The organism is Streptomyces sp. NPDC056222 (assembly GCF_042264065.1).
Lineage (GTDB): Bacteria > Actinomycetota > Actinomycetes > Streptomycetales > Streptomycetaceae > Streptomyces.
This window is the reverse complement of sequence record NZ_JBHJTL010000056.1, coordinates 23,897-44,785: the sequence shown is the minus strand read 5'-3', so window position 1 is coordinate 44,785 and position 20,889 is coordinate 23,897. Positions and strand designations below refer to the sequence as shown.

Annotated in this window: 17 protein-coding genes; 8 read left to right on the top strand and 9 right to left on the bottom strand. The window is 70.8% G+C overall.

Going from position 1 to position 20,889, the window contains the following annotated elements:
- Positions 1-92: 92 nt before the first annotated feature.
- Positions 93-1,241: a winged helix DNA-binding domain-containing protein gene (locus tag ACFC0D_RS24465; RefSeq protein ID WP_376439685.1), complete on the bottom strand. Its 1,149-nt coding sequence runs from the start codon at positions 1,239-1,241 to the stop codon at positions 93-95.
- Between the two features lie 77 nt (positions 1,242-1,318).
- Between ACFC0D_RS24465 and ACFC0D_RS24460 the strand changes: the two genes are divergently transcribed.
- Positions 1,319-1,672, top strand: coding sequence for a winged helix-turn-helix transcriptional regulator (locus ACFC0D_RS24460; RefSeq protein ID WP_376439682.1), 354 nt, complete (start codon positions 1,319-1,321; stop codon positions 1,670-1,672).
- Positions 1,673-2,116: 444 nt separating this feature from the next.
- On the opposite strand, the gene mgrA is transcribed toward ACFC0D_RS24460, so the two are convergent.
- Positions 2,117-3,154, bottom strand: coding sequence for an L-glyceraldehyde 3-phosphate reductase (gene mgrA / locus ACFC0D_RS24455; RefSeq protein WP_376439680.1), 1,038 nt, complete (start codon positions 3,152-3,154; stop codon positions 2,117-2,119).
- 110 nt (positions 3,155-3,264) lie between these two features.
- Here mgrA and ACFC0D_RS24450 point away from each other — a divergent pair, with 110 nt between their 5' ends.
- From ACFC0D_RS24450 to ACFC0D_RS24430, 5 genes are all read left to right on the top strand, one after another.
- Positions 3,265-4,026, top strand: a complete 762-nt coding sequence (locus ACFC0D_RS24450) for an isoprenyl transferase (RefSeq protein WP_376439677.1) — start codon at positions 3,265-3,267, stop codon at positions 4,024-4,026.
- A 351-nt stretch (positions 4,027-4,377) separates the two neighbouring features.
- Complete coding sequence (locus tag ACFC0D_RS24445; RefSeq protein WP_376439674.1) at positions 4,378-5,700, top strand: PhoH family protein; 1,323 nt, start codon at positions 4,378-4,380, stop codon at positions 5,698-5,700.
- Positions 5,701-6,076: 376 nt separating this feature from the next.
- Entirely contained in the window at positions 6,077-6,766 is a 690-nt protein-coding gene (locus ACFC0D_RS24440; protein ID WP_376439671.1) for a transglycosylase SLT domain-containing protein, read from the top strand.
- A gap of 115 nt (positions 6,767-6,881) precedes the next feature.
- Positions 6,882-8,417, top strand: coding sequence for an AI-2E family transporter (locus ACFC0D_RS24435; protein ID WP_376439668.1), 1,536 nt, complete (start codon positions 6,882-6,884; stop codon positions 8,415-8,417).
- Positions 8,414-9,121: a hypothetical protein gene (locus ACFC0D_RS24430; RefSeq protein WP_376439664.1), complete on the top strand. Its 708-nt coding sequence runs from the start codon at positions 8,414-8,416 to the stop codon at positions 9,119-9,121. The genes ACFC0D_RS24435 and ACFC0D_RS24430 overlap by 4 nt, the downstream gene beginning before the upstream one ends.
- 61 nt (positions 9,122-9,182) lie before the next feature.
- On the opposite strand, the gene ACFC0D_RS24425 is transcribed toward ACFC0D_RS24430, so the two are convergent.
- Positions 9,183-9,716 carry an alkyl hydroperoxide reductase gene (locus tag ACFC0D_RS24425; RefSeq protein ID WP_329116564.1) on the bottom strand — a complete coding sequence of 178 codons (534 nt, stop codon included), beginning with the start codon at positions 9,714-9,716 and terminating at the stop codon, positions 9,183-9,185.
- A 6-nt stretch (positions 9,717-9,722) separates the two neighbouring features.
- The gene (locus ACFC0D_RS24420) at positions 9,723-10,277 is read right to left on the bottom strand and encodes a peroxiredoxin (RefSeq protein WP_376439660.1); all 555 of its coding nucleotides are present in this window, start codon (positions 10,275-10,277) and stop codon (positions 9,723-9,725) included.
- A 166-nt stretch (positions 10,278-10,443) separates the two neighbouring features.
- Here ACFC0D_RS24420 and ACFC0D_RS24415 point away from each other — a divergent pair, with 166 nt between their 5' ends.
- A complete protein-coding gene (locus tag ACFC0D_RS24415; RefSeq protein ID WP_376439706.1) occupies positions 10,444-11,385 on the top strand; it encodes a hydrogen peroxide-inducible genes activator in 942 nt (313 codons plus the stop codon).
- Positions 11,386-11,438: 53 nt separating this feature from the next.
- On the opposite strand, the gene ACFC0D_RS24410 is transcribed toward ACFC0D_RS24415, so the two are convergent.
- Genes ACFC0D_RS24410 through ACFC0D_RS24400 form a run of 3 tightly spaced genes read right to left on the bottom strand, consistent with a single transcriptional unit; the run spans position 11,439 to position 14,988 of the window.
- Entirely contained in the window at positions 11,439-13,787 is a 2,349-nt protein-coding gene (locus ACFC0D_RS24410) for an FtsX-like permease family protein (protein ID WP_376439657.1), read from the bottom strand.
- Positions 13,784-14,467, bottom strand: a complete 684-nt coding sequence (locus ACFC0D_RS24405; protein ID WP_376439654.1) for an ABC transporter ATP-binding protein — start codon at positions 14,465-14,467, stop codon at positions 13,784-13,786. Before ACFC0D_RS24405 ends, ACFC0D_RS24410 begins: the two co-directional genes overlap by 4 nt.
- Positions 14,464-14,988, bottom strand: a complete 525-nt coding sequence (locus ACFC0D_RS24400; protein WP_329116555.1) for a PadR family transcriptional regulator — start codon at positions 14,986-14,988, stop codon at positions 14,464-14,466. Before ACFC0D_RS24400 ends, ACFC0D_RS24405 begins: the two co-directional genes overlap by 4 nt.
- Positions 14,989-15,263: 275 nt before the next feature.
- On the opposite strand from ACFC0D_RS24400, the gene ACFC0D_RS24395 reads away from it, so the two are divergent.
- Positions 15,264-17,438 carry a transglycosylase domain-containing protein gene (locus ACFC0D_RS24395; RefSeq protein ID WP_376439650.1) on the top strand — a complete coding sequence of 725 codons (2,175 nt, stop codon included), beginning with the start codon at positions 15,264-15,266 and terminating at the stop codon, positions 17,436-17,438.
- A gap of 180 nt (positions 17,439-17,618) precedes the next feature.
- On the opposite strand, the gene ACFC0D_RS24390 is transcribed toward ACFC0D_RS24395, so the two are convergent.
- On the bottom strand, positions 17,619-19,694 hold the full coding sequence (locus ACFC0D_RS24390; protein WP_376439703.1) for a SpoIIE family protein phosphatase: 2,076 nt from the start codon (positions 19,692-19,694) through the stop codon (positions 17,619-17,621).
- A gap of 485 nt (positions 19,695-20,179) precedes the next feature.
- On the bottom strand, positions 20,180-20,845 hold the full coding sequence (locus tag ACFC0D_RS24385; RefSeq protein WP_376439648.1) for a DUF402 domain-containing protein: 666 nt from the start codon (positions 20,843-20,845) through the stop codon (positions 20,180-20,182).
- Positions 20,846-20,889 lie beyond the last annotated feature (44 nt).

Genomic DNA, 20,889 nt, shown 5'->3' with positions numbered 1-20,889 from the left:
CCTCGCCTCACGCACACCCCGCCCCGCCCCGCCGCACGTCCGCCCCGCCCCGCCCCGCCGCACGTCCGCCCCGCCTCACGCGCGCGTGCCCCTCACGCGTGCGGCCCCACCTCCACCCGGCCCACCGTCAGCTCCGCCGTACCCTCCAGGACCGCCCCGACCCGGGCGGCCTGCGCCTCCAGCTCTCGCACTCGCGTCGCGGTCAGCCGCTTCAGCGGCTCCACCGTCACCGCGATCCGCTTTCCGGAGCGCCGCTGGTGCCACACCCCGGCGACGACCCCGTCCACCAGCAGCACCGGGTAGTTCCCGGCCTGCCCGCCCGCCAGCGCCCGCTCGTACGCCTTCCCCGGGAAGAGCCGTTCGCGCGGCTGCGAGGCGATCGAGAACGCGTCGAAGTACGGCAGCAGCCGCACCCCCCGCGCGGGCGCGTCCGGGAACTCCGTGTCCCCGGCGACGACCCACGCCGCCGCACCCTCGAAGGAGACCTCCTCGATCCGTCCCTCCCCGGCCGCCGCGGCGAACAGCTCACCCGCCCAGCCGGCCGGGGCCGCCAACCAGCGCGCGAAGTGCTTCGGAGTCGCGGGGCCGTACGTGTACAGATAGCGCTCCACCAGCGCGCGCAGCGCCTTCGTCCCCTCCATGGGGCGTGCCCCGGGGTTCGTGTACGTGACCTTCCGGCCCCGGTCCGCCCCGAAGGCGAGGACCCCGCGCCAGCCGGCCAGATGGGTCACCTGGCGCCAGCGGGGCCACTTGTCCTGGAAGGCCTCCATCACCCGCTCGCCCGCCCAGGGTCCGGTGCGGGCCACGATCGCGTCCGTCAGCTCGTCCACGGTCAGCTCCGTGCCCGTCAGCGCGTCTCCGATCGCGGCGATGACCTCCTCGGTCTGCGCCTCCGTCAGCCGCAGCCCGTCGGGCAGGGCGCGCGTCCACGGGACCGCGGAGAGCGCCCCCGTCCACAGCGGCAGATCGCCGGCCGGCAGCAGGTGCACGGTGCCGCGCGGGCCGTACGTCTTGACCAGCGTGCGGTCCTCCCTCACTGCCGCGCGCACCTCGACCCGCGTCGCCTCGGCCGTACGCAGCGCCAGGGACAGCTCGGCGGCCGAGAGGACCTGGGCGTGCGCCCCGAGCATCGCGGCGGCCACCGCCGCCGGCGGCGCGTCGGTCGGTTCGTCCAGGAACTGCCGGTGGATCCTTCGGGCGTCGGCCTGGGCCCAGCCGACCTGTGGTGGGGTAGCGGTCATGGTTCGACGGTAGGGCCGGAATAGGTCGGAGTCTGTCCGCCTTGACCGAACAGTCGGGACGAATCGAGGAGTTGGCGATGGCCAAGGGGAAGACCAGGTACGACTGCGGGCTCGACGCGGCCGTCGACGTCGTCGGCGGCAAGTGGAAGCCGCTGATCCTGTGGGCGCTGCACACGCACGGCGCGACGCGCCTGGGGGAGCTCAGGCGGCAGCTCACCGGTGTCAGCGAGAAGGTGCTGATCCAGCAGCTGCGCGAGCTGGAGGGGGACGGAGTCGTCCACCGGGAGGTCTACCCGGAGGTCCCGCCCCGGGTGGAGTACTCCCTGACGGAATTCGGTGAGGCGCTGAACACGGCGCTGGTGCCGCTGGGGGAGTGGGGCGACCGCTTCATGGCAGAGATCCTCGCCCGCAAGGCGGAGCAGGCCGCCTGACCTGTGCCCGGCCGCTGACCTGTGCCGGAGGTGCGCGCCGTCAACCGGGGGCCTCTCCTCGGGGGTCCCTCTTGGGAGGTACGGATCCCGCCGCCACGCCGGGGCGCAAACCCGCCAACGGGCTCCACGGCCCTTGTCCTGTCTGGGCTCCGGCAATTCCGGGACAGACCATTGGCGCCGCTTGGCACGCAGCACCGCGGATGAAGGGTTATGGTGGAAACCCCCCCTCGGGCCGGTCCGTATCCCCCCCACGGACCGGCCCGTTTTTCGTTCCTCGGACCGGAACCCAGGCCCTCCGAGGACGGAACCCAGGCCCTCCGAGGACGGGACCCAGGCCTTCCCAGGACGGGACCCAGCACCGGGACCCAGGGACCAGGCCCCAGGGACCAGGCCCCAGGACCGCGAGCCGGGGACGAGGCCCCCGGCCTTCGGAACCCGGACGGGTCAGTTCCGTCCGGCCCAGATGTTGGTGCCCTCGGTGTCCACGGCGAAGGAGTCGATCTCCTTCAGCTCCTCCTCCGTCAGCGGCGGCCCGGCGAGCGCGGCCACGTTCTCCTCCAGCTGCCCGACGCTGGACGCGCCGATCAGGGCAGAGGTCATCCGCTCGTCGCGCAGCACCCACGACAGCGCGAGCTGCGCGAGCGACTGTCCGCGGCGCTCGGCGATGTCGGCCAGGCCGTGCAGCCGTCGCAGCACCTCGTCGGAGAGCAGGTTCGGGTCGAGGGACTTGCCCTGCGTGGCCCGCGAACCCTCCGGGATGCCCTTCAGGTACTTGTTGGTGAGCAGCCCCTGCGCCAGCGGCACGAAGGAGATGCAGCCCATGCCGGCCGCCTCCAGCGTGTCGAGGAGGGCGTCCTCCTCGGTCCAGCGGTTGATCATCGAGTACGACGGCTGGTGGATGAGCGCCGGGACACCCATCTCCTTGAGGATCCGCGCGGCCTCGGCGGTCTGCTCGCTGTTGTAGGAGGAGACACCGACGTACAGCGCCTTGCCCTGCTGGACGGCGGAGGCGAGCGCTCCCATCGTCTCCTCCAGCGGGGTGTGCGGGTCGAAGCGGTGCGAGTAGAAGATGTCGACGTAGTCGAGGCCCATCCGCTTCAGCGAGGCGTCGAGCGAGGACATCAGGTACTTGCGGGAGCCCCACTCCCCGTACGGGCCGGGGTGCATCAGATAGCCGGCCTTCGTCGAGACGATCAGCTCGTCCCGGTAGGACGCGAAGTCCTGCGCGAAGATCTTGCCGAAGTTCAGCTCGGCCGAGCCGGGCGGCGGCCCGTAGTTGTTCGCCAGGTCGAAGTGGGTCACACCGAGATCGAAGGCGCGGCGCAGGATCGCGCGCTGGGAGTCGAGCGCGCGGTCGTCGCCGAAGTTGTGCCACAGACCGAGGGAGACGGCGGGCAGCTTGAGCCCGCTGCGGCCGGTGCGGCGGTACTCCATGTGCTCGTAGCGGTCCGCGGAGGCGCGGTACGGGGAGGAATCAGTCACGTATCTCTGCTTATCACGGACTTGTGACAGTCCCGGGCTGGGAGCCTTTGACCCGTGCGCAGTAATGTGTCGGCTTCGGGGACCGCCGCTGCATGGAGGGGTTAAGAACAGTGAACCTGCGCGACCTGGTGTACGGGCTCTACGCACGCCGGGTGGAAGGCCGCCTCGACCATGACCAGGTGCCCAAGCACATCGGTGTCATCCTCGACGGCAACCGGCGCTGGGCCAAGGCCTCCGGTGGAACCCCCGAGCAGGGCCACAAGGCCGGCGCGGACAAGATCCAGGAGCTGCTCGGCTGGTGCGCCGAGACCGACGTCGAGGTCGTCACGCTCTGGATGCTCTCCACGGACAACCTGAACCGGCCCGAGGCGCAGCTCGTCCCGCTGCTCGCGATCATCGAGGACGCTGTGCGCGCCCTGGCCTCCGACGGCCGCTGGCGGGTGCACCACGTGGGCACGCTCGACCTGCTGCCCGCCCGCACCCAGTCCGTGCTGAAGGAAGCCGAGCAGTCCACCCACGACAACACGGGGATACTCGTCAACGTCGCCGTGGGCTACGGCGGCCGCCAGGAGATCGCGGACGCGGTCCGCTCGCTGCTCCTGGAGCACGCGGAGAAGGGGACGAGCTTCGAGGAGCTCGCCGAGATTGTCGACGTCGAGCACATCTCCGAGCACCTCTACACGCGCGGCCAGCCCGACCCGGACCTGGTGATCCGTACGAGTGGTGAGCAGCGTCTGTCCGGGTTCATGTTGTGGCAGAGCGCCCACTCGGAGTACTACTTCTGCGAGGTCCACTGGCCGGCCTTCCGCAAGGTCGACTTCCTGCGCGCGCTGCGCGACTACGCGGCCCGGCACCGCCGCTACGGCACCTGACGGAGGCCGGCAGCCACGGCCCCGACGGGGGCCGGGAGTCCGCCGCGGGGCGGGTCGTCCGGGCCGGGGACACGGGGGTCGTCCCCCGGAAGGCACAGTATGAACACGTCGTCATATGCCATGGCATGGCGGCGGGTGTTCGAGGGAATACCCCTTCCAGAGTGAGCGGCACGGAGACCGCCACCCGGGAGGCCCGTTGCACCAGGACGACCGTGCAGGACATGTACGGACGGAGCGGAGGGCCGGAGCTCGGCCCGCGCGTCGTGGCCAGAGCCCGGTCCCATCCCGCAGCGACACCGCTTCCGTCGCGCCCCGACCTCACAAGGGTCGTCAAAGGGGGTCTGTCCTTCCGTGGTGACCAGCACTAAGCGCCGCTTGTCCGACAGGCGCACCTACGTACTCGACACCAGCGTCCTGCTGGCCGACCCCAACGCCGTGTCCCGCTTCGACGAGCACGAGGTCGTGCTCCCGATCGTCGTGGTCACCGAGTTGGAGGCCAAGCGGCACCACCCCGAGCTCGGCTACTTCGCCCGGGCGGCCCTGCGCCTCCTGGACGACTTCCGGGTCAGGTACGGGCGCCTGGACTCCCCGCTCCCCATCGGGGATCTGGGAGGCACCCTGCGTGTCGAGCTGAACCATTCCGACCCCGGCGTGCTCCCGGCCGGCTACCGGTTGGGGGACAACGACTCACGGATTCTGGCGGTCGCGCGGAATCTCCAGGCCGAGGGGTACGACGTCACGGTCGTCTCCAAGGACCTGCCGCTGCGCATCAAGGCGTCCTCGGTCGGTCTCCTCGCGGAGGAGTACCGAGCGGAGCTCGCCATCACGGACTCCGGTTGGACCGGAATGTCCGAACTTGCCCTCTCTGCCGACCAGGTGGACATCCTCTACGACCAGGACACGCTGTACGTCCCGGAGGCCGCCGAGCTCCCGGTGCACACGGGCCTGGTCCTGCAGTCCGAGCGGGGCAAGGCGCTCGGCCGGATCACGGCCGAGGGCAACGTCCGGCTGGTGCGGGGCGACCGGGAGGCGTTCGGCATCCGCGGCCGCAGCGCCGAGCAGCGGATCGCGCTCGATCTGCTCCTGGACCCGGACGTCGGCATCATCTCGATGGGCGGCCGGGCCGGCACGGGCAAGTCCGCGCTGGCGCTCTGCGCGGGCCTGGAGGCGGTCCTGGAGCGCCGGCAGCACCAGAAGGTGATGGTGTTCCGTCCGCTGTACGCGGTCGGCGGCCAGGAGCTCGGCTATCTCCCGGGCAGCGAGGCCGAGAAGATGAGCCCCTGGGCTCAGGCGGTCTTCGACACGCTCTCGGCGGTGGCGAGCCGTGAGGTCATCGAGGAGGTGCTGGGCCGCGGGATGCTGGAGGTCCTGCCGCTCACCCACATCCGGGGCCGCTCCCTCCATGACGCCTTCGTCATCGTGGACGAGGCCCAGTCCCTGGAGCGGAACGTCCTGCTGACCGTTCTGTCCCGTATTGGGGCGAACTCCCGTGTGGTGCTGACCCATGATGTCGCCCAGCGCGACAACCTCAGGGTCGGCCGGTACGACGGAGTGGTCGCCGTGGTCGAGAAGCTGAAGGGTCATCCGCTCTTCGCCCACGTGACCCTGACCCGCTCCGAGCGCTCGCAGATCGCCGCGCTCGTGACCGAGATGCTGGAGGACGGCCAGATCTGACCCGTTTCGCACCGTCCCGTACCCGTACGGGAGTTGGCGCCGCCCGGCAAAGCGCAGGAGCTTAGCCGGGCGGCGTCGTGCTGTCCGCAGAATTCGCCAAAACCCCTGTGACTTACGAGGTGTGAGCTTTCACACGCAACGCAGAATTGCCTTGCGGCGTCGCCGTCCGGCAGAGTCTTGCTTCCGTCAGGCCCCGCATACGGCACACGTGCACCCTCAAGGGTGCTGCACCACACAACTCAACAATCGTTCGCCGTATGCCGCCCACAGCACCACGGGCCCGTGTCTTCTGTGACCCAGTACGTCGGAGACCAGCGCAAGGGGCACGATTTCGCCCGCTTGGTCACCTGCGTGGGCGATGCTGGAAGGAAACCGTGTGAGCCGGATCTCGGTCCGGGGATTCGCGGTGGCTTCGGCCACTGCGGTCACCACCGTCGGCGCCGTCGTGGGTGTTGCCTCGGGCAACACCCAGCCCTCGGACGACAACTTCGAGGCCACCGCGGCCGACACCACGCTGCTCGCGGACATCCCCGCGGGCGAGCAGGCCCAGGTACAGGTCTCCTCGCTCTCGGAGCAGGCCGACGTCCAGGCCGCTGCGGCCGACTCGGCCATGAAGAAGTCCGCGGAGGAAGCGGCCCGTATTCAGGCCGCCAAGGACGCCGAAGCGAAGAAGAAGGCCGCCGACAAGGCGGAGCAGGAGCGCAAGGACGCCGAAGCGCGTGCCGAACGTTCCTCCGTCCGCGACGCTTCGAGCTTCTCCGCCCAGGGCTCGTACTCCATCGCCGAGGTCAAGGCGATCGCCCGGCAGATGATTCCGGCCTCGCAGTTCCAGTGCTTCAGCAACATCGTGGACCACGAGTCCGGCTGGAACTACCGCGCGACCAACCCGTCCTCGGGCGCCTACGGTCTCGTCCAGGCCCTCCCGGGTTCGAAGATGTCGTCGGCCGGCGCCGACTGGCAGACGAACCCGGCCACCCAGATCAAGTGGGGCCTGAGCTACATGAACAACCGCTACGACAGCCCCTGCGGCGCGTGGAACTTCTGGCAGGCCAACCGCTGGTACTAGACCGGCGAGCTCAACCTTGTGGAGCCCCTCACCGTCCTACGGTGGGGGGTTTCATGCGTGTAGGTTTCTGGTCCACGGCTCCCGGGGGGAGTGAGCGGGGGGAAGAGGGAAGATCATGTCGAGACTGCCACGGTGGCTGAACCGGCTGGGCGAGGGCCTGAGTCGCATGGGTGACCGGCTGGACGAGCGCCGGGCGCACGCGGAACGGCCGGACGGACCGGGCGAATCGGGCACAACCGGCAGTGGGTCGACGCCCCCGACCGCCGAAGACGCGGGCGGTACGCCCGAGTCCGCCTCCACGCCCGGGCAGGAGCCCGGCACCGATGCGGCCACAGCCCCCGGCACCCGACCCGCCGCCGAGGCCGAGGAGGAGTCCGGCGGAGGCCCGCACCTCAAGGGCACGTTCGAGTCCGCGCGGTGGCCCGGGCGGCGTGCGCCGTGGACCGGCAGTACCGCCGTCTCCGTACCGGCCCCGCCGGCCTACGCCCCCGCCGTCGCCGCGCGGCCCGACCCGGTCGCCGCGATCCCGTGGGGCATGAGGGTCGCCGCCGAGGCCGGCTGGCGGCTGCTCGTGCTCGCCGGCACGGTCTGGGTGCTGATGAAGGTGATCAGCTCCGTGCAGCTGGTCGTCCTCGCCTTCGTCGCCGCGCTGCTCGTCACCGCCCTGCTCCAGCCCACGGTGAAGTGGCTGCGCCATGCCGGGCTGCCGCGCGGGCTGGCCACGGCCGTCACCGCCGTCTCAGGCTTCGTGATCATGGGCTTGGTCGGCTGGTTCGTGGTCTGGCAGGTCATGGACAACATCGACAACCTGTCCGACCGGGTCAGGGACGGCATCGAAGAGCTCAAGCAGTGGCTGCTCGACAGTCCGTTCCACGTGACCGAGAAGCAGATCAACGACATCGCGAAGAACCTCAGCGACACCGTCGGCGCCAACACCGAGCAGATCACCTCCGCCGGACTCCAGGGCGTCACCGTCGTCGTCGAGGCGCTGACCGGCATCCTGCTCGCGATGTTCTCCACGCTCTTCCTGCTGTACGACGGCAAGAAGGTCTGGCAGTGGACGCTGAAGCTGGTGCCCGCGCAGGCCCGCCCGGGCGTCGCCGGCGCGGGGCCCCGGGCCTGGCGGACGCTGACCGCCTATGTGCGGGGCACGGTGCTCGTCGCACTGATCGACGCTGTCTTCATCGGCCTCGGGCTCTACTTCCTCGATGTCCCGATGGCCGTCCCGCTGGCCGTGTTCATCTTCCTCTTCGCCTTCATCCCGCTGGTCGGCGCGGTCATCTCCGGCGCCCTCGCGGTCGTGGTCGCCCTTGTCACCAACGGGGTGTTCACCGCCCTCATGGTCCTCGTCGTGGTCCTCGCCGTGCAGCAGATCGAAGGCCATGTGCTCCAGCCGTTCATCCTGGGCCGCGCGGTCCGGGTCCACCCGCTGGCCGTCGTCCTCGCGGTCGCGGCCGGCGGTCTGACCGCCGGTATCGGTGGCGCGGTGGTGGCGGTGCCGCTGGTCGCGGTCACCAACACCGTGGTCGGCTACCTCCGTGCCTACAGTCAGGAACAGGCCATGCTCAGCTCACCGGGACCGCACGGAGCGACGGCGTACGAGGTGGCGCCGACCCCGGCGCCCGGTTCACCCGAGCGGGGTGACGCATGATCTCCGAGCCGGAGCTGGCGGGCGGTGCGGAGTTCCCCTTGGCGGAGACCGTACGGAACGAGCCGGCACCGCGCCGGCCGCGTCCGCGCCCTCCCTGGTTGTGGGCGCTGGGCGGCGCGGTGGTGGCGTCGGCGGTGTGGGCCGGCGGACTCTACGCGTACGAGCGGACCCAGGACGGGGGACCCGACCTGGGCGGGTACCGGGCCACCTCGAACCTCTGCGAGCAGTCGGAGCTGAAGGCGCTGTCCACGGCCCTCGGCAAGAAGGCGACCGACGCCAACGGCCTGACCACGGAACATCCCGCGCTGGACGTCGCCCGGTGCAATGCGACGCTGGGGAATCCGGAGACCGGCTTCGACGCGGCGGTCACCTACTCGCTGCACAGGGCGACCGACCCGGAACCGGAGTTCGAGGTCCAGATCGAGGACTCCGGCTACGAGGAGAACGTCGATCGGGTCGACGGGCTGGGTGAGAAGGCGTTCCTGTACGTGGACAGGCCGCCGAAGGGACCCTCCACCGGTGCCTGGATCCATGTCCTCGACGGCCAGGCCGAGGTGAGGATCGAACTCATGACGATCGGGGTGTACGAGACCGATCCGGCGACCGGGGAGGCCGTCGAGCAGCCGAGGTCCGCCGATCTGTCGGGGATCGGGGACTTCCTCGTCGAGGACGCCCGGGCGTTGATGGCCGCGCTCAAGCAGTGACAGCGACGGAGAAGGGCCCCGGGGTTCGTACCCCGGGGCCCTTCTCGTCACGTCACTCGCCTCACTCGGCGATGAGCGCTTCCGCGTCCAGCGTCACGCCGACCGCCTGGATCACCGAGGCGATCTTGACGGCCTCCTGGATCGTCTCGCGGTCGACACCTGCCTTGCGCAGGACCTGCTCGTGCGAGTCCAGGCACTGGCCGCAGCCGTTGATCGCGGAGACGGCCAGCGACCACAGCTCGAAGTCGACCTTCTCGACGCCCGGGTTGCCGATGACGTTCATCCGCAGACCGGCGCGCAGCGTCCCGTACTCCGGGTCCGACAGCAGGTGCCGGGTCCGGTAGAAGACGTTGTTCATCGCCATGATCGCGGCGGCGGACTTGGCGGCCGTGTACGCCTCGGGCTTGAGGTTGGCCTTGGCCTCCGGCTCCAGCTCGGCCAGGACCTTCGGCGAGCGCGAGGCGATCGCGCAGGCCAGGACCGTGCCCCAGAGCTGCTGCTGCGGCAGCTCGCTGTTGCCGATCACCGAACCGAGGTTCAGCTTCAGGTCCTTGGCGAAGTCCGGTATGGCGGACTTCAGTTCGTCGAGGGCCATGTCAGATCACTCGCCCGACAGGAGCGCGGCGGCGTCGAGGGTGCCCTCGCCCTTGTTCCAGTTGCAGGGGCACAGCTCGTCGGTCTGCAGGGCGTCCAGGACCCGCAGGACCTCCTTGGGGTTACGGCCCACGGAGCCGGCGGTCACCATCGTGAACTGGATCTCGTTGTTCGGGTCCACGATGAAGACGGCGCGCTGGGCGAAGCCGTCCTCGCCCTCGACGCCGCAGTCGCGCATGAGCTCGTGCTTGGAGTCGGCGAGCATCGGGAAGGGCAGGTCACGCAGGTCGGCGTGGTCCTTGCGCCAGGCGTGGTGAACGAACTCGGAGTCGCCGGAGACGCCGAGGATCTGGGCGTCGCGGTCCGCGAACTCGTCGTTCAGCTTGCCGAAAGCGGCGATCTCGGTCGGGCAGACGAAAGTGAAGTCCTTGGGCCAGAAAAACACCACACGCCACTTGCCCTCGTAGGACTTGTGGTCGATCTGCCCGAACTCCTTGCCGCTCTCCAGCGACACGCAGGCGGTCAGGTCGTAGAGGGGGAACTGGTCACCGACAGTGAGCACGCGCTCTCCTTGCACAGGAGGAAGTCCCTTTTGGGGTCTTCCGAGGGGGGTTGGACGTGGGCTCATCCTGGCACGGAGTGCATTGATCAGTGAAATAGCTAGACTGCCTCGTGTTGATCGAAGGTGGTTATCAGTGGTCTCTCCGTACAGCCCGCACATCGGCCCGATGCGCGGCAAGCAGCCCAGTCTTTCCCAGCTCAGAGCGTTCGTTGCGGTCGCCGAGCAGCTGCACTTCCGCGACGCCGCCGCGGCGATCGGAATGAGCCAGCCGGCGCTCTCGGGCGCGGTTTCGGCTCTCGAAGAGGCACTCGGTGTCCAGCTCCTCGAGCGTACGACGCGCAAGGTGCTGCTCTCGCCCGCCGGGGAGCGGCTCGCGGTGCGGGCGAAGTCCGTCCTGGACGCGGTGGCGGAGCTGATGGAGGAGGCGGAGGCGGCACAGGCCCCGTTCACCGGGGTGCTGCGGCTCGGAGTGATCCCGACGGTCGCCCCGTATCTGCTGCCCACCGTGCTGAGCCTGGTCCACCGGCGCTATCCGGAGCTCGACCTCCAGGTCCACGAGGAGCAGACCTCCTCGCTCCTGGAGGGGCTCGCGGCCGGTCGGCTCGACTTGCTGCTGCTCGCCGTGCCGCTCGGGGTCCCCGGAGTGAGTGAACTCCCGCTCTTCGACGAGGACTTCGTGCTGGTCGCCCCGGAGGGGCATCCGCTGGCCGGCCGCGACGACATACCGCGCGAGGCGCTCAAGGAGCTCAACCTGCTGCTCCTGGACGAGGGGCACTGTCTGCGCGACCAGGCCCTGGACATCTGCCGCGAGGCCGGGCGTACCGAGGGGGCACCGGTCACCACGACCGCGGCGGGGCTTTCCACCCTGGTCCAGCTGGTGGCGGGCGGCCTCGGCGTGACGCTGCTGCCGCGTACGGCCGTGAAGGTCGAGACCGCCCGCAACACGGCCCTGTTCACCGGCTCGTTCGCCGAGCCCGCGCCCTCGAGGCAGGTCGCCCTCGCCATGCGGACGGGCGCCGCCCGGCAGGCCGAGTTCGAGGAGCTGGCCGAGGCGCTGCGGGGCGCACTGAAGCGCCTTCCGGTACGGGTCGTGGGCGCGGGTTCCTGAAACCCCCCGGCTTCAGGAACCCGCGCCCACGCGTCGTACGCACACTCGACGGGTTACTCCGTCCTCAGGCCGTCCGCCCGCATCAGCCGCCACAGCACCGGCATGCTCAGCAGCGTCACGGCCGCGATCAGCGAGACGCCGATCCCGGTGACGGGCAGGAAGACCCACCAGTCCAGGACCTGTTGCCCCGTCATCTTCAGCAGGACGACACCCAGACCGAGCCCGCCCGCCACGGCGAGGACGAGACCGAGCACGATCGGCACCGCCGTCTGCCACAGCACCGACCAGCTCAGCGTGGAGCGCCGGGTGCCGAAGGCGACCAGCGAGGACAGCAGCCGCTTGCGGTCCCTGAGCTGTTCGAGCGTGGTCACCAGGAGCGAGGCCGCCACCAGGAGCATCGTCAGGGTGGAGCCGACGAGGATGCCGGTGCGGACGCTGCTGAACTGCGCGTTCCGCTCGGTGTTCTTGAGCGTGCGGACCCACGAGGTCGGGTCGAGGGCCACGGCCGTGTTCCGTACGTACTCGGCGGCGTCCGGCACGGCCGGGTCGAGCCGCACCATGGCGAGCGCGGCGGGATCGTCGAGCCGGGCAGCGTCGAGGGACGACGGAGTGGCGAGGATCCCGAACTCGTACATGCCCGTCGGGTCGGGGCGGGAGTCCACGATCCGGGTGGTGGTGGGGATCCGCCACTGGGGGAGCGGGCCCTTGTGCTCCTCCGGGTCCCGCAGGGCGACCGTCCTGCCCGGCTTCGCGGTCTCGGTGACCCAGCTGTCGGGCGGTGCTCCCTGGGCACCGTGCGCGAGGGCGATGAAGACGTCGCCGTCCGTGCAGGAGGGCAGGTTCGCGAACTCGCGGAGGGATGCGCAGTCGCCGACCTTGATCGAGGTGGTCGGGGAGAATTCCTCGCTCTTCTTCAGGGCGCCCGGCCGCCACGTGTAGGACGTGATCGTGCCGGACACCCCGCTGACGCCCCGGGTCTTCTCGAAGCGGGTGATCATCTCCCGCGCCTCGTCGCCGGTCGTCGCCTCGGTCTCGGCCACGAGCTGGGCCCGCGTGGAGTCCTCGCCCGTGGCCTGCGTGAAGTCGTTCTCCATCGCCTGGAAGAGCATCTGGAGCGCGATCGCGCCGGCTGCGGCGACGACGATGCCGCTGACGGCGCGGGCCGCAGTTCCGCTGCTCAGCTGGAGCCTGCGGACGGCCAGTTGCCAGGACACCGGCCCCCTGTGCAGCCGCTTCACACCGGCCTCGACGAGCCATGGCAGCAGGGTGGTGAGGCCGATCAGGGCGAGGGCGACGCCCGCTCCGATCCCCACGGTGTCGATCGCGGTCCGGTTCAGCTCCACCGTCCCGAACAGCGGGACGAGCATGGCCACGCCGGCCGCCAGGAGCAGCACCCGCCACCACAGTCGGCGGCGGCGCGGTGCGGCGGACCGGACGACGCCGAGCGGCTCGATCGCCACTCCTCGCAGCGCGAAGAGCGTGACGACGACCGAGGCGACCGGTACGACGAGGAGGACGAGCGCGGCGAGGGCGGGCATCGGCACGACGTCGGACGGGAAGGCGTTGACGTCCCAGACGGTGACCGTACCGGCGAACTGGCGGGCCACCGCGAAGAGTCCGACACCGACCGCGAGGCCGAGGAGTGCGCCCGCCAGGGACTCGCCGGCCGCGATCCGCCGGGTCGTCGCGGTGTCCGCGCCGACGAGACGGAGCGCCGCGAGCCGGCGGTCGCGCTGCTCGCCGCCGAAGCGGACGGCGGTCGCGACGAAGACGAGCACCGGGAGCAGCAGGACGACGGAGGCGACGAGGACGAGGAGGATCAGGAACGCGTTGAACGGTTCCGCGGGCACCGACCAGCCGTAGCGCGATCCGCGCCCGTCGTAGTTGTCGGTGGTGAGGAAGTCGACCTGGGCGACATAGCGCAGCTCGGCCGGGCCGATGAGTCCGGCGTCGCCGATCGTCCCGACGGCCTTGTAGGGGATTCGTTCCTTGAGGAGGGCGCCGTCGGGGGAGTCGAGCAGCTCGCGGAGCGCGGGGGAGACCAGCATCTCGCCGTTCGCGGGCAGCTTCGCCGCGCCGGGCGGGAGAGGGGTCTGCGCGCCCTCGGGGCGCAGAAGGAGCCCGGTGACGGCATCACCCCGGTAGAGCGTGGTCTGCCCGAGGTGGAGAAAGGTGTCGGCGCGGGGGCCGGTCTCCTGTTCGCTGCCGTCGACGGAGCGGGTCGCCTCCCGCACCTCCCGCTGGAAGAGCATGCCGGGCAGGGAGGCGGCGGCGAGGAGCAGGGTGACGCCGAAGCCGACGCCGATCGCGGTCAGGAGGGTGCGGAGCAGGCCCGAGCGGCCTCCGGTGACCGCGAACCGCGCGCCGAGCGTCAGGTCGCGGGCCCAGGTACGGAGCCTCATACCGCCCACTCCGTGTCCCGGACGGCGCCGTCGCGGACGATGACCTCGCGGTCGGAATAGGCGGCGACCCGGGCCTCGTGGGTGACGAGGACGACGGCGGCGCCGGTGTCCCGGGCCGCGTCCGTGAGCAGCTCCATGACGCGCTCGCCGTTGAGGGAGTCGAGCGCACCGGTCGGCTCGTCGGCGAAGAGCACGCGCGGCGCGCTGACGAGCGCGCGGGCGACCGCGACCCGCTGGCCCTGGCCGCCGGATATCTCACCGGGCCGCTTGGCGGCGATGTCGTCGACCTCCAGACGCGCGAGCCAGTCCCGCGCGCGCTGTTCGGCGCTCTTGCGCCGCTCGCCGTTCAAACGCAGCGGAAGGGCGACGTTCTCGACACAGGTCAGCTCCGGCACCAGCTGTCCGAACTGAAAGACGAAGCCGAAGTCGGAACGGCGCAGGGCGCTGCGCTCGCCGTCCGACATCGCGCTCAGCTCACGCCCGTCGTAGGCGATGGTGCCGGCGTCGGGCCGCACGATCCCGGCGAGGCAGTGCAGCAGGGTGGACTTCCCGGAGCCCGAGGGGCCCATGACGGCGACGACCTCACCGGCCCGGATGGCGAACTCGGCGCCCGAGAGCGCCGGCGTCGGTCCGTACGCCTTGTCCAGGCCGCTCGCCCGGAGCAGGGGGGTCGTGGTCATCGGCGGATCTCCTCGGCGAGCCGGTCGAGCCGGGCGGCGGTCAGTTCCAGCCAGCGCAGATCGGCTTCGAGGTGGAACAGGGCGTGGTCGCAGATCAGCTGGTCGGCGAGGTCGCCGTCCTTCTTGCGCCGGGTCAGCTCCCGCATCAGCCGCAGATGCTCCGCGCGCTGGACGTCGAGCAGCTCGGCGGCCCCGCGTCCGGTGAGCAGCGCGAGGACGACCTTCGTGTAGAGCGTGGACTGGAGGTACGGCTCCGGCTTCTCGGGGCGTCGCAGCCACTGCTCGACATCGGTGACGCCGGCCTCGGTGATCGCGTACCGCTTCCGCTCGGGGCCGCCGCCGGCCTCGATGCCGTCGACCTCGACGAGGCCGTTCTTCAGCAGCCGGGACATCGTCGAGTAGACCTGTCCGTAGTGCAGCGGACGGTCGTGGCCGAACTTCTCGTCGAAGGCGCGCTTGAGGTCGTAGCCATGGCGCGGACCGGACTCGAGGAGCCCGAGAAGGGTGTGTCCGATTGACATGCCTGTCACTCTACACCCTGTGTATACGCACGATGTATAGCTGCTCGGGCTCGGCGACATCGGGCGATGTGACCAGTGATAACGGGTGATGTGGCCGACCATGCGCAACCATCCCGGTTCCAGGAGCGTCGGTTCCAGCGGGGACGGGTGCTGATTCTCACGTCCGGAAAAGACCGGATCGATTGCACTTTGTCAGCATCAGCGGTGTTAGCTTGCTGAGCTGATTCGGCGCGGGCACCGGACCTGCGACCACGACGAGCGGAGCGACGAAGCACATGGGCCGAGCGGACAAAAGCCAGGGGAAGAAGGGCGGGCGGATACGCCGACTCTTCACCTGGAAGAAGATCCTGGGCACGTTCTTCGTCGGCTGCCTTCTCGTGATGGGCGCCTTCTACGTGGTCTATCTGATGGTCCCGGTGCCGATCGCAAACGCCCAGGCGACCATGCAGAGCAACGTCTACAAGTACGCCAACGGCAAGATCCTCGCCCGGACCGGCGAGATCAACCGAGAGATCGTGGGCCTGGAGAAGATCCCCGTACCGGTCCAGAACGCCTTCGTCGCAGCGGAGAACAAGTCCTTCTACAAGGACAACGGCGTCGACATAAAGGGCACCACCCGCGCCGCCTGGTCCACGATCACCGGCAAGGGCAAGCAGGGTGGCTCGACCATCACCCAGCAGTACGTCAAGAACTTCTACCTGAGCCAGGACCAGACCGCGACGCGCAAGCTCAAGGAAATGGTCATCGCGCTCAAGGTCGACCAGCAGATGGGGAAGCCCGAGATCCTCGCCGGGTACATGAACACGAGCTTCTACGGCCGCAGCGCCTACGGCATCCAGGCCGCGGCGCAGTCGTACTACGGCGTCGACGCCTCCAAGCTGAACGTCGCCCAGGGCGCCTACCTCGCCTCGCTGCTCCAGGCGCCGAACCAGTACGACTGGACCGCCGCCAGCCCGACCGGCCGCAAGCTCGTCGAGGAGCGCTGGAACTACACCCTCGACAACATGGTCGAGGAGGGCTGGCTCGACCCCACGGAACGCGCCACGCTGAAGTTCCCCGTCCCGCAGAAGGAGAAGGCCGCTCCCGGCATGGAGGGCCAGCGCGGCTACCTCGTCGAGGCCGCCAACCAGGAGCTGATGCGTCAGGGCGTCAGCGCCGAGGACATCAAGGCCGGCGGCTGGACGATCACCCTCAACATCGACGAGAAGAAGCAGAAGGCCCTCGTCGCGGCGGTCGACCGACAGCTGGAGGAGAAGCTCGACCGCAAGGGCGACAAGAAGGACGCCACCGTCCAGGCCGGCGCCACCTCGGTCGACCCGAAGACCGGCAAGGTCCTCGCCCTCTACGGAGGCATCGGCGCCACCGAGCACTGGACGTCGAACGCCACCCGCCGCGACTACCAGCCCGCCTCGACCTTCAAGCCGATCGTCCTCACCTCCGCGCTCGAGAACGACGCCAAGACCCAGGACGAGCGGCAGATCGGCCTCGGCACCATCTACAACGGTGACAGCCAGACGCCGGTCGTGGGCAGCAACATCCCCTTCGCCCCGGAGAACGAGGACGACAGGAACTACGGTCCCGTCACCGTCCAGAAGGCCACCAACAGCTCGATCAACTCGGTCTACGCCCAGATGATCGTGGACGTCGGCCCGGGACACGTGAAGCGGACCGCCCTCGACCTCGGCCTCAAGGACGGCCCGGACTTCGGTGAGAGCCCCGCGATGTCGCTCGGCACCATGGGCGCCTCCACCTGGGACATGGCCGGCGCCTACGCGACGCTCGACAACCACGGTGTGAAGGTCACCCCGACCATCGTGAAGTCCGCCGAGCACAAGGACCGCAAGGTCGAGCCGGTGAAGGCGATCGGCGACCAGGTGGTCAGCCGCGAGACCGCCGACACCGTCACCAAGGCCATGACCGGAGTGGTCACCAGCGGCTCCGGCACCCGGGCGGCCGGCGACTACGACGCGGCCGGCAAGACGGGTACGTCGGAGAACAACCGCTCCGCCTGGTTCGTCGGCTACACGCCCGAACTGGTCACCGCCGTCGGCCTCTTCGGCGAGGACCCCAAGGGCAACCAGGTCACCCTCACCGACACGATCAACAAGGGCCGCGCCAACGGCGGCAGGACCCCCGCCCAGATCTGGGGCGACTACACCACCGCAGCCCTCGGCGGCGGCTCGGACACCCGCTTCGACCTGGAGACCGAGGACTCCTCGATCCTGGAGCCGAACCCGACCCCGACCCAGACCACCGAGGCCCCGACGTCGACCCCGCCGCCCACCACGGGCTCCCCGGACCCGACGCCGCCGCCGACCTCGACGGCGACCACGCCGCCGCTGCCGACGGACACGATCACGGTGCCGCCCCAGCCGACCGAGACGACGGACCCGACCGGTCCGACGATCGAACCGCCGGACTTCGGCGGGGACGAGCGTCCCGAGCGGTGACATGACGAAGGCCGGACCCCTCGGGGTCCGGCCTTCGCCGTGTTCGAGCTGTGCGGTTCTGCAACCGGGTGGGTGGCTCGAAGCTCGAGCTGTGCGGCTTCTGCAACCCGCGTGGGCAGCCCGAAGCTCGAGCTGAGCGGCTCTGCAACCGCGTGGGCAGCTCCGACCTCGAGCCGTGCTCTACAACCGCGTGGGCAGCTCGAACCAGACGACCTTGCCGCCCGAGAGCCGCGTCGCCCCCCACCGCCGGGCCAGCCGGTTCACCAGGAACAGCCCACGCCCGCCCTCATCGGTGTCGCGCGCCCGGCGCTGCCGGGGCAGCTGAGGGGAGTCGTCGCCGACCTCGCAGCGCAGGACATCGGTCTTCAGCAGCCGCAGGGTCACAGGCCGCTCCGCGTACCGCACGGCGTTCGTCACGACCTCGCTGATCAGCAGCTCGACCGAGTCCGACAGCTCCTCCAGGTCCCAGCGGGCGAGCGCCCGCCGCGCGAGCCGCCGGGCGCGCCCCGGGGCCGCGTCCTCAGGTTCCAGGAACCAGTACGCCACGTCGCTGGGCGCGATCCCGTCGAAACGGGCCGCGAGCAGCGCGATGTCGTCGTCCCGATCGCCCGGGCCGAGCATGTCGAGGACGTCGTCGCACAGCGCCTCCAGAGGCGGCGAGTGATCCGGACCGGTCAGCTGGGCCGTCGCCGCGAGGCGCTCCCGCAGCTGCTCTATCCCGGTCCACACGTCCCGCAGCCGGGACTCGACCAGGCCGTCCGTGTAGAGCAGCAGCGTGGCGCCCGCCGGGGCGTCCAGCTCCACCGCCTCGAAGTCGACCCCGCCCACGCCGATCGGCGCCCCCGGCGGTACGCGCAGGACCTCCGCGCGGCCGCCGAGGTGGAGCAGTATCGGTGGCGGATGACCGGCGTTGGCGATGGTGATCCGGTGCGAGACCGGGTCGTACACCGCGTACATGCAGGTCGCCATCCGGTCCTGGCCGAGCCGCTGGGCCTGCTCGTCCAGGTGGTGCAGCACCTCCTGCGGCGGCAGGTCGAGCCCGGCCAGGGTCTGCGCCGTGGTCCGCAGCTGGCCCATGATCGCCGCCGACGTCATGGAGTGACCCATCACGTCCCCGACGACCAGTGCCACCCGGCTGCCGGGCAGCGGGATCGCGTCGTACCAGTCGCCGCCGACGCGGGCGGTCTCGGCGGCCGGCAGATAGCGGGAGGCGAGCCGGACACCGGTCGGCTGCGGCAGCGAGTCCGGAAGCATCGTGCGCTGGAGCTCGTCGGCGATGTACGCCTCGCGGCCGTACAGCACGGCCTTGTCGATGCCGAGCGCGGTGTGGGTCGCCAGCTGGGCCGCGACCAGGAGATCGTTGGGCTCGAAGCCGGGCCGCTCGGGCCGGCGCAGGAAGACCGCGGCGCCGATGACGCGGCGCCGGCCCCGCAGCGGGGCGAGGATCGCCCGATGCCCACCGGGCAGCACATGCTCGGGCCCGAGCAACTCGGGCAGCGCGGCGCGGGCGGCGGCGGAGTCGCCGAAGACCGGCCGCACCCCACGCAGCACTTCGGCGAGCGCGCCGCCGGAGCGGACCTCGCACAGCTCGGCGGCCGGAGTCGGGTCGGGGTCGGGGACGAGCGCGAGCTCCTCGCCCTCCACCTCCGCTAAACGGAGCCGGTCGGTGCGCCGCAGCCGCAGCACGAACGGCGCCACCGGCCGCTCGTCGCCCACCGGAAGCGGATCGCGCAGATAGACCAGGATCGCGTCGGAGAAGGTCGGTACGGTCGCCCGGCAGAGACCGAGCACGATCTCGTCGAGGTCTATCCCGCGCGCGATCCGCCGGGTCGCCGCGCCCACGAACCGCAGCCGGTCGCCCTCACGCCGGGCCGCCAGCACATCCTGCGGGGCCGCCGCTCCCGGCGCGACGTTCACGGCCATCGCGGCGGCAGGTGCTCCGGACTGCCCGACGGACCCGGGGCCCTGGGGGGCGGATCCGGGTTCTTGCGGGGCGGGACCGGGGCCCTGTGGGGCGGGACCGGGTCCTTGCGGGGCGGGACCGCCTCCGTGTGCGGTGGCCCCGGCATCGTGTGCGGTGGCTCCGGCTCCGTGGGAGGCGGAACCGGCTCCATGGCCGGTCGATCCGCCGCCGTGCGCCGTCGATTCGCCTGCCTGGCCGGGCGTCGTGCCGCCGTGCTCGGCCGACGCGCCGTCATGTCCGGCCGATGTGCCTCCGGCGGGGCCCGACGTGGGCGGCGGCACCTGAGCGGGCACGGGGGCTCCCGTACCGGCGCGGCCCGAGCCCGAGGCGTCGCCGGAGCGACCGTCCGCGGCGCCGGACCGGTGACCGGCCGCGCCGGGCTGCGCCGGCACCGGGGCCTCGGCCGCTTCCTGGCGAGGGCGGGTGCGCTCGTGCGACCGGGCAGCCAGCGGCTGCCGGCCTTCGTGGGAGGTGGGATGCTCCGTCACGCGTGGGATTCCGTCCGTCCGGGCCGGTGGTGCGATGCACTCGCTCTTCTCGCCGATGCCGCGCCTTCACCGGGGATAAACCCCTGGCACGCGGTGGATGTGAATGCCCCGCGAGCAGCGGCAACGACAGGGGTCGGCACACCCGGGCACACGTCCGGCACTGCTCTCCCCCTCAAGAATGACTTACGGTCAGGTCCTGCGCTGTGCTCTGTGGTTGACGCCTCGTTCGGTTGATCACCGCCTTGCGGAGGACGATCCTACGTTTGCACCCCGGGGGCGCATCAAGGGTCTCACGGTGCCGTGTGCGCCGGAGTGCGATCCCAGTCCGAGGGCAGCTCGGGCACGGTCCACCGGGGATCGGGCCGCCAGTCCTCCCATCCGTCGGAGAACGGCGCGCCCCACGCCCCGATCACCTCGACCGCGGCGCGGCCCGCCGCCCGCACCCGCGCGGCCTGCGCCGCGTCCATCAGCCCGGCCCGCTGGGCCTGCGCGAACTCGTCCTCGTCCCGCCACAGCCAGCTGCGGTCGGGGTAGACGGAGATGTCGAGGAAGTGGTCCTCGGAGTCGATGCCGCCGGACCACCGGGTGCGCGGCTCCTCGAGGTTCACGTACCAGCTGCGGAAGCGCCAGCCGCGATCCCAGAACAGCCAGACCGACCAGGGGTCCCCCGGTCTGGCCAGTTTCAGTACCCCCGTGCCGAACCAGCGCGCGCGGGCGGTGGTGCGCGGGGCGGTGTACCGGGTGGCGAGCGGCTCCTCGTGCACGGGGGTTCCGTCGGCGAGCACCGGCTTGACGCACTCGGTGCCCGGGGCCATCCAGACGGCGAGCAGCTCGGGGGTGTCCTCGACGACGGTCACCGGCCGGCAGATGTGCACCGCGCCGGAGCCGTTGCCGCGGTAGCGCCAGAGGATGTGCTCCCCCGGCGCCCAGTGCTGAGGGCCGCCCGATCCTGTCATGCGCAGATCTTAGGGGCGGGCCCCGTTCGTCGCTGCGGTACAGG

Coding starts and splice junctions, on each gene's coding strand:
- ACFC0D_RS24465 (WP_376439685.1), bottom strand. CDS start 1,241: ATGACCGCTACCCCACCACAGGTCGGCTGGGCCCAGGCCGACGCCCGA.
- ACFC0D_RS24435 (WP_376439668.1), top strand. CDS start 6,882: ATGTCGAGACTGCCACGGTGGCTGAACCGGCTGGGCGAGGGCCTGAGT.
- ACFC0D_RS24400 (WP_329116555.1), bottom strand. CDS start 14,988: ATGTCAATCGGACACACCCTTCTCGGGCTCCTCGAGTCCGGTCCGCGC.
- ACFC0D_RS24410 (WP_376439657.1), bottom strand. CDS start 13,787: ATGAGGCTCCGTACCTGGGCCCGCGACCTGACGCTCGGCGCGCGGTTC.
- ACFC0D_RS24430 (WP_376439664.1), top strand. CDS start 8,414: ATGATCTCCGAGCCGGAGCTGGCGGGCGGTGCGGAGTTCCCCTTGGCG.
- ACFC0D_RS24460 (WP_376439682.1), top strand. CDS start 1,319: ATGGCCAAGGGGAAGACCAGGTACGACTGCGGGCTCGACGCGGCCGTC.
- ACFC0D_RS24425 (WP_329116564.1), bottom strand. CDS start 9,716: ATGGCCCTCGACGAACTGAAGTCCGCCATACCGGACTTCGCCAAGGAC.
- ACFC0D_RS24415 (WP_376439706.1), top strand. CDS start 10,444: ATGCGCGGCAAGCAGCCCAGTCTTTCCCAGCTCAGAGCGTTCGTTGCG.
- ACFC0D_RS24395 (WP_376439650.1), top strand. CDS start 15,264: ATGGGCCGAGCGGACAAAAGCCAGGGGAAGAAGGGCGGGCGGATACGC.
- ACFC0D_RS24385 (WP_376439648.1), bottom strand. CDS start 20,845: ATGACAGGATCGGGCGGCCCTCAGCACTGGGCGCCGGGGGAGCACATC.
- ACFC0D_RS24405 (WP_376439654.1), bottom strand. CDS start 14,467: ATGACCACGACCCCCCTGCTCCGGGCGAGCGGCCTGGACAAGGCGTAC.